At 59.4% G+C, this 244-nt stretch carries 1 protein-coding gene; it reads right to left on the reverse strand.

Annotated elements, in window-relative coordinates:
- Window positions 1–75 precede the first annotated feature (75 nt).
- The coding region (locus SB764_RS43795; RefSeq protein ID WP_410867277.1) for a response regulator transcription factor at window positions 76–244 on the reverse strand (169 nt) is incomplete at its 5' end.

Below are 244 nucleotides of genomic sequence, written 5' to 3' on the forward strand. Positions count from 1 at the left end.
GGCGATGCCCGCGAAAAGGACAGCGGCTGATTGCGCTGCCCATCTTTGAAGCTCGGTGATGATTTTTTCGGCAGGCTATTTGATCAGTCCGATGCGCAGCGCTTTGGCGACCGCCTGCGTGCGGTTGACGGTATCGAGCTTCTTCGTCGCGCGGTTCAGATAGTGGTTCACCGTATGCTCGGAGAGGCCGAGGATATCGGCGATTTCGGCGCTGGTCTTGCCGGCAGCCGTCCAATTGAGGCAG

The sequence above is a fragment of the Paraburkholderia sp. SIMBA_027 genome, assembly GCF_046535315.1.
Lineage (GTDB): Bacteria > Pseudomonadota > Gammaproteobacteria > Burkholderiales > Burkholderiaceae > Paraburkholderia > Paraburkholderia tropica.